The sequence below is a fragment of the Streptomyces violaceorubidus genome, from assembly GCF_000717995.1.
GTDB classification, from domain to species: domain Bacteria; phylum Actinomycetota; class Actinomycetes; order Streptomycetales; family Streptomycetaceae; genus Streptomyces; species Streptomyces violaceorubidus.
Genome location: NZ_JODM01000220.1, coordinates 1 through 250 on the forward strand (window position 1 = coordinate 1; position 250 = coordinate 250).

1 protein-coding gene is annotated in these 250 nt (G+C 70.4%); it reads left to right on the top strand.

Annotated features, from left to right (window positions below; all coding sequences use genetic code 11):
* Positions 1–250 (top strand): AMP-binding protein (locus IE94_RS36970; protein WP_037925155.1); only part of this gene is annotated, 250 nt, incomplete at both ends.

Below are 250 nucleotides of genomic sequence, written 5' to 3' on the forward strand. Positions count from 1 at the left end.
GGTGGTGTTCGGCGGCGAGGCCCTGGACCTGGGCCGGCTGACCGCCTGGTACGCCCGGCACGGTGAACGCACCCGCCTGGTCAACATGTACGGCATCACGGAGACCACCGTCCATGTCACCTACCGGCCCCTGGATGCCGACGTGGTGGCAGGCAGTCCGGGCAGTTTCATCGGGGAGCCGATCCCCGACCTGCGTCTGTACGTCCTGGACCAGGCCTTGCAGCCGGCCGCGCCCGGAGTGACGGGGGAG